At 62.7% G+C, this 6497-nt stretch carries 7 protein-coding genes; 4 read left to right on the plus strand and 3 right to left on the minus strand.

The window, feature by feature from the left end:
• On the minus strand, positions 1–1370 hold a 1370-nt coding region (locus JMF90_RS18665; RefSeq protein ID WP_305790750.1), incomplete at its 3' end, for a malic enzyme-like NAD(P)-binding protein.
• A gap of 135 nt (positions 1371–1505) precedes the next feature.
• On the opposite strand from JMF90_RS18665, the gene JMF90_RS18670 reads away from it, so the two are divergent.
• A complete protein-coding gene (locus tag JMF90_RS18670) occupies positions 1506–2477 on the plus strand; it encodes a LysR substrate-binding domain-containing protein (RefSeq protein ID WP_006495747.1) in 972 nt (323 codons plus the stop codon).
• Between the two features lie 4 nt (positions 2478–2481).
• On the opposite strand, the gene JMF90_RS18675 is transcribed toward JMF90_RS18670, so the two are convergent.
• Together JMF90_RS18675 and JMF90_RS18680 are read right to left on the minus strand one after the other, a co-directional pair.
• Positions 2482–3159, minus strand: coding sequence for a hypothetical protein (locus JMF90_RS18675; RefSeq protein WP_011694538.1), 678 nt, complete (start codon positions 3157–3159; stop codon positions 2482–2484).
• Between the two features lie 111 nt (positions 3160–3270).
• Positions 3271–3918, minus strand: coding sequence for a GntR family transcriptional regulator (locus JMF90_RS18680; RefSeq protein WP_011694537.1), 648 nt, complete (start codon positions 3916–3918; stop codon positions 3271–3273).
• A 210-nt stretch (positions 3919–4128) separates the two neighbouring features.
• Between JMF90_RS18680 and JMF90_RS18685 the strand changes: the two genes are divergently transcribed.
• The 3 genes from JMF90_RS18685 to JMF90_RS18695 form a co-directional block, all read left to right on the plus strand.
• On the plus strand, positions 4129–5250 hold the full coding sequence (locus tag JMF90_RS18685) for a branched-chain amino acid ABC transporter substrate-binding protein (protein ID WP_227745930.1): 1122 nt from the start codon (positions 4129–4131) through the stop codon (positions 5248–5250).
• A gap of 100 nt (positions 5251–5350) precedes the next feature.
• On the plus strand, positions 5351–5632 hold the full coding sequence (locus JMF90_RS18690; protein WP_011694535.1) for a hypothetical protein: 282 nt from the start codon (positions 5351–5353) through the stop codon (positions 5630–5632).
• 194 nt (positions 5633–5826) lie between these two features.
• Positions 5827–6497, plus strand: a 671-nt coding sequence (locus JMF90_RS18695) for a chlorinating enzyme (RefSeq protein WP_236598002.1), incomplete at its 3' end; no start/stop codon positions are given.

The following is a 6497-nucleotide window of genomic DNA, read 5'->3' on the forward strand; positions in this document are numbered from 1 at the left end:
TCGCCTTCGGTGAACACGATCCGCGCCTTGCCGCCGTCGCGCACGAGCTGACGCGCGGTCGCGAACAGCGGCTTCATGAACGCGCCCGAGTGATAGACGAATTGCTGCAACTGCTCGACGTACGCATCGAGATTCGCGAGCGGACGCGTCGCCACGCCGCCTTCCATCGCCGCCTTCGCCACGGCCGGCGCGATCCGCACGATCAGGCGCGGGTCGAACGGCTTCGGAATCAGGTATTGCGCGCCGAACGACACGTCGTACGCACCATAGGCCGCCGCAACGACTTCGTTCTGCTCTTCCTCGGCCAGCCCCGCGATCGCGTGCACCGCGGCAATTTCCATCTCGCGCGTGATCGTCGTCGCGCCCACATCGAGCGCGCCGCGGAAAATGTACGGGAAACACAGCACGTTGTTGACCTGGTTCGGGTAGTCCGAGCGGCCCGTCGCGATCACGACGTCGTCGCGCGTCTCATGCGCCAGTTCCGGGAAGATTTCCGGCGTCGGGTTGGCCAGCGCGAGAATCAGCGGGCGCGCCGCCATTGCCTTCAGCATCTCCGCCGTAAGGATGCCGCCGACCGACAGGCCGAGGAACACATCCGCGCCACCGATCACTTCGGCAAGCTTGCGCGCGTCGGTTTCCTGCGCGAAACGCGACTTGGCCGGGTCCATCAGCGTGGTACGGCCGCGATAGACGACGCCTTCGATGTCGGTCACCCAGACGTTTTCCACCGGCAGCCCGAGGTCGACCAGCAAGTCCAGGCACGCCAGCGCGGCCGCGCCGGCGCCCGACGTCACGACCTTCACTTCCTTGATGGACTTCCCGACGACCTTCAGCCCGTTGATGAACGCGGCCGACACGGTAATGGCCGTGCCGTGCTGATCGTCGTGGAAGACGGGAATCTTCATGCGTTCGCGCAGCTTCTGCTCGACGGTGAAGCATTCCGGCGCCTTGATGTCCTCGAGGTTGATGCCGCCGAACGTGGGTTCGAGGCCGGCGATGATGTCGACCAGCTTGTCCGGGTCGGTCTCGTTGATCTCGATGTCGAACACGTCGATCCCGGCGAACTTCTTGAACAGGACGGCCTTGCCTTCCATGACCGGCTTCGATGCGAGCGGGCCGATATTGCCGAGACCGAGCACGGCGGTGCCGTTCGTGATCACGCCGACCAGGTTGCCGCGGCTCGTGAAGCGGTGCGCCTGCAGCGGATCGGCGGCGATCGACTCGCACACGCTCGCCACGCCGGGCGTATAGGCCAGCGCCAGGTCGCGCTGGGTCACCAGCGGCTTGCTCGCCACGACCGAGATTTTCCCGGGCGTCGGAAACTCGTGATAGTCGAACGCGGCCTGCTGCTGTGTCTCTGTCTGTTTCATGTTCTGGGTCTCGGCGTGGGCGCCAGGCCAGTCCCGGCGCGATCCATGAAGAGGATTCTAGGGATCTGCCATAACGTGATGATTCTGTTTTAATATCGGCCCATCACTTTTTCATGATGAATGCATGACCAGTCAATGAATTTTGATGCAAACGACGTGGTCAGGCGGCTCGGCGCGCGTCTGAAGATCCGGCATCTGGTGCTGTTGCTGCAGATCCAGCAGCACGGCTCGCTGACGCGGGTCGCCGAGCACATGGCGAGCAGCCAGCCGGCCGTGACGAACGCGCTGTCCGAACTGGAGAGCATGTTCGGCACGCCGCTGTTCGAGCGCTCGTCGCGCGGCATGCGGCCCACGGCGCTCGGCGCGGTCGTGCTCGAGCGCGCGAAGGCGATGATCAAGGATCTCGACCACCTCGCCCGCGAGATGGAGGCCGTTGCCGCCGGGCATGCGGCCCATCTGCACATCGGCGTGATTCCGTTCATCTCCGGCCAGATGCTGTCGGCCGCGCTGAAGCGGCTGCAGGCGCGCATGGAGCGGCGCCTGACCGTGACGATTCACGAAGGCACCAGCGATCAGCTGCTGCTGCAACTCAAGGATCACAGTGTCGATATTGTGATCGGGCGCGCGTCGTCGGCGATCGATCTCGGGCAGGTTTCGTTCGAAGTGCTGTATCAGCAGCAGCCGCGCATGATCGCGAGCCGGCGGCTGGCGGCGAAGCTCGCCCGCACGCCGCTCGACTGGCACAAGCTGCACGCGCTCGACTGGATTCTCGGCGCGCCGCATACGCCGATGCGCGAACAGGTGACCGACCTGTTCCTGTCGGCCGGCATCGCGCCGCCCGTGCCGATCGTCGAAAGCTACTCGTCGAAGCTGATCGGCGAAATGATCGCGTCGAGCGACGAAGCCGTCTCGATCGTGCCGGCCGATATCGCGGAGGAACTGGTGCGGATCGCCGGCGTGGCGATCGTGCCGTATTCGCTGGTGTGGACGCTGCCGCCCATTGCGCTGTTCACGCGCTCCGCCGATTCGCGGTCGCCCGCGCGGGATTTGCTCGTCGACGCGCTACGCGCGGTGTGCAAGGAGACTTACGGGGACGCGCAGCGATAACGCGCTACCGGGCGGCGGCGAGGCGGCGCAGGATTTCCGCACGCTCGGCGCTCAGCACGTGGTCCGCGCCCTCGCCCCTGTCGTAGCGCTGGCTCGTCCGGTAGGAAAAGCGCTTCGCGTATTGATTGGCGGCGGGATCGAACGCCCATGCGTCGACGTCGAAGAAGTGCTTGCCGAAATGATCCTCGCCCTTGCCCCACACATAGTCGGCCCGGACGAACAGCGGATACGGCGACACCGCCGGCAAGTTCCACATCGCGCGATCGGCCATCTCCGTTTCGGTGACGATCGGCATCAGGTTCTCGATCTTGCCGTTCGCGCCGACACGCAGGACGGCCACGCGCTCCAGCATGCCGCTGCCGCCGCCTGAAAACGTTCCGGCTAAAAACACCCACGAGCCGCCGGATGCAATCGGCAATCGTTCGGACCGCGGATTCAGACCGAACTGATACAGCTCCTTGGCGGAACCGGGGACAAGCGTCGGCGGCATCTCGAAGCACGGCGCATGGTCGGGAAGCACGCAGAGCTTCACGCCGGACAGCGGGAGCCCGTCGGCATCGAGCTTGCCTTGGGCCTGGGTGAAGCGCGGGAATGCGGTTTCGCTGGGGGCGGCTTGAACACACGCGATACCGACGACCGCCATGCCCGAGATCACCGCGAGCGTCTTACCGATCCAGCGCATACCGCACCCTCTCTCATTTTTTACAGCGGCATATTGTCAGTGATCTCGCCGGCTGCCGCCAACCGGCATCGCCGGCATCGGTTCAGTCGGCGAGGCCCATGCGGCGAAAGCCTACGCCTCCGCGATGGGCACGTTGCGCAACGCCGTGACCAGCTTGCGCCCGGCGTCCTCGATGTGCCGCACGAGGCCCTGGCAGGCCGTCTCCAGGTCGCGGGCACGCAGCGCGTCGAGGATGGCCATGTGCTCGGTGCGGCTGTCGCGGCTGTGGCTCATCACGTCGTACTGGAACCGCAAGTACCTTTCCGCCTGCAAATGCAGCCCGTCGAGCGTGACCAGCAGGCGCCGGCGGTTGCCCTTCTCGTAAAGCGTGCGGTGGAACAGCCAGTTCGCCTGGCTCTGTTTCGCGGGATCGTTGCCGAGGTGTTCGACCTTGTCGATCAGGTCCTCCGCTTCGCCCAGCACGCTCTTGGTCAGGAACGGAAACGCCATTTCGAGCGCGAGCGGCTCCAGGCGCGAACGCATCATCCACAAGTCCTCGGCCTCGGTGGCATGCAGCGGCGCCACCGTCAGGCCGCGCTTGCCTTCCTGCCGGGCGAGCCCGTCGGCTTCCAGGCGCACCAGCGCCTCCCGGATCGGGATCCGGCTCACACCATATCTGACCGAGAGGTTCTCCTGGATCAGCGGCGTTCCAGGCGGCAATTCTCCCCGCAGGATGTCCTCGCGAATCGCTTCCGCGACCAGCGTGTTTGGGGGTCGCAATGCATACCTCCGGCTTGATTTTTTTGACTTGCCAATTGTATCTTGGCACCGATATGCTACCAATGTATCCAAAATACATAATATGGATACATAAGACGATTTGCGGTGTTGCACGCCGTCGTCCTGCACCATGACGGGAAGTTCTCAACCACACTCGCAGGAGAGCCGCACTTGAAACGAGCAAATTTATCCAGCGCATTCAAGCTTTCGCTGAACGCCACGCTTTCGGTGTTGGCGCTTGCCGCCGCGACGGCAGCGAGTGCAGACCCGATAGTCGTGAAGATCGGCAGCGTCGAGCCGTTGACCGGCGGGATCGCGCATCTTGGTAAAGACAACGAAAACGGCGCGCGCCTCGCGGTGGAGGAAATCAACGCGAAAGGCCTGACGATCGGCGGGCATTCCGTCACGTTGCAGCTCGACGCACAGGATGACGCAGCCGATCCGCGCACGGCCACGCAAGTGGCCCAGAAGCTCGTCGACGACAAGGTGGTGGCCGTGGTCGGTCACCTGAACTCGGGTACGTCGATCCCGGCCTCGAAGATCTACAGCGAAGCCGGCATCACGCAGATCTCCCCGTCCTCGACCAATCCGGTCTACACGCAGCAGGGCTTCAAGACCACCTTCCGGGTCGTGGCCACCGACGCGCAGCAAGGCCCGGCGCTGGCGAACTATGCGAAGAAGCTGGGCAACATCCATCGTGTGGCGATCGTCGACGATTCGACCGCCTACGGCCAGGGCCTGGCAAACGAATTCGAGAAGCGCGCGAAGGAGCTGGGCATCACCGTGCTGTCGCACGATGCCACCAGCGACAAGGCCATCGACTTCCGCTCGGTACTCACCAAGATCAAGGGCGAGACGCCTGACGCGATCATGTACGGCGGCTCGGATTCGACCGGCGGCCCGTTCGCCAAGCAAGCCAAGCAGCTCGGCCTGCGCGCACGCGTCTTCACGGGCGATGGCGTCTGCACGGAATCGTTGGCCAATCTCGCCGGCGATGCGACCGAGAACGTGGTGTGCTCGCAGGCCGGCGCGGCGATCCAGACGATGCCGGGCGGCGAGGCGTTCCAGGCGAAATACAAGAAGCGCTTCGGACAGGTAGTCGAATACGACGCGCCGTTCGCCTATGACGCCGTGTACATCATCGTCGATGCGATGAAGCGGGCGAAATCCACCGACCCCGCCAAGATCCTCGCGCAGATGCCGCCGACCGACTATCACGGCGTGGTCGGTGAAACCCAGTTCGATTCGCATGGCGATCTCGCGCATGGCGTGATCTCGCTGTACGTCTACAAGGCGGGCAAGAAGACGTTCCTCGACCAGGTGAAGATGTAAGCGGGCCGTTGCCCGGGATCGCGGAATCGAGAAATCGTGCAGGGCGGATTTGTTCAGGCAAAACCCCGGAGCTTTTTGAAGGAGAGCCGTTGTGTCCGTAATGACGTATTTCGAATTCCGCGATCAGCTCAAACGCGCGCGGCTGACCGTACGGGAATTCGCGAGCCTGGTGAAGATGAATGAAAATTCAATCACCAATTATTCACAAAAAGGTGTGGTGCCGTCCCACCTCGCGGTAATCGCGCTCTTGATGGGCGAAATGGCCGACCATCAAATCGAATTTCGCGATATTATCGATCAAATGGAAATCGAGCAGAAGAAACCGCGCGGCGCGCCGATCAAGTTCGGCATGAGCCACGCCAAGCCGGCCCTGCAGGGCTGAGCAGCTGTATCGCCTGCGGCTTGCGACATGCATGCCGCAGCGCGAATCAAACTCCCGGATTAAAAACAAAAACGTAACAACAATAAAAGATATTCGCTTTTTGATGTCGCAGTCGAGCAATGCAGTTCTATCTTTCGAGGGCCGTAAAAATAACCATGAACAATACTATCGAGGTACGTAGTACCAGGTTTGCTTTGAGCCAGCAAGAATTGGCAGATTTTCATCGCAACGGCTATATCGGGCCGTTCGATCTTTATCCCAGCGACCAGATGGAAGCCAACCTTCAGGCGCTGCGCCCCAAGCTGCTGAACACCAAAAAGGCCATCTACAGCCAGGAAAAATCGATTTCAGGCGTCACCAATCTGGCCAATTACGATCGCCATCTCGATGTCGACTTCCTGGCCTCGCACATCACGCGCCCGGAAATCACCGACCGGGTCGCGAGCATCCTCGGCCCGGACGTACTGTGCTGGCGCTCGGAGTTCTTCCCGAAGTATCCGGGCGACGAGGGCACGGACTGGCATCAGGCCGACAACTTCTCCAACGTGGCCGGCTCCAAGCACCCGCAGATCGTGTGGCCGGAGGATGCGCAGTTCGGCGGAACCATCACGGTCTGGTCGGCGTTTACCGACGCCACCATCGAGAACGGCTGCCTGCAGTTCATTCCCGGCACGCATCGCACCATGAACTACGACGAATCGAAGGTCATGGAATATCGCGAGGACGCCATCAACAACCGGGAAAAACAGGGCGTGCGCCGCGGCTTCTTCGGCTACGACTACCGGCAGCTGCAGAAGGACCCGAACTGGAGCCCGGACGAGAGCCAGGCCAAGTCGATGGTCATGCGCCAGGGCCAGTTCATCAT

The sequence above is a fragment of the Burkholderia sp. E168m23 genome (assembly GCF_016586125.1).
Taxonomy (GTDB): domain Bacteria; phylum Pseudomonadota; class Gammaproteobacteria; order Burkholderiales; family Burkholderiaceae; genus Burkholderia; species Burkholderia orbicola.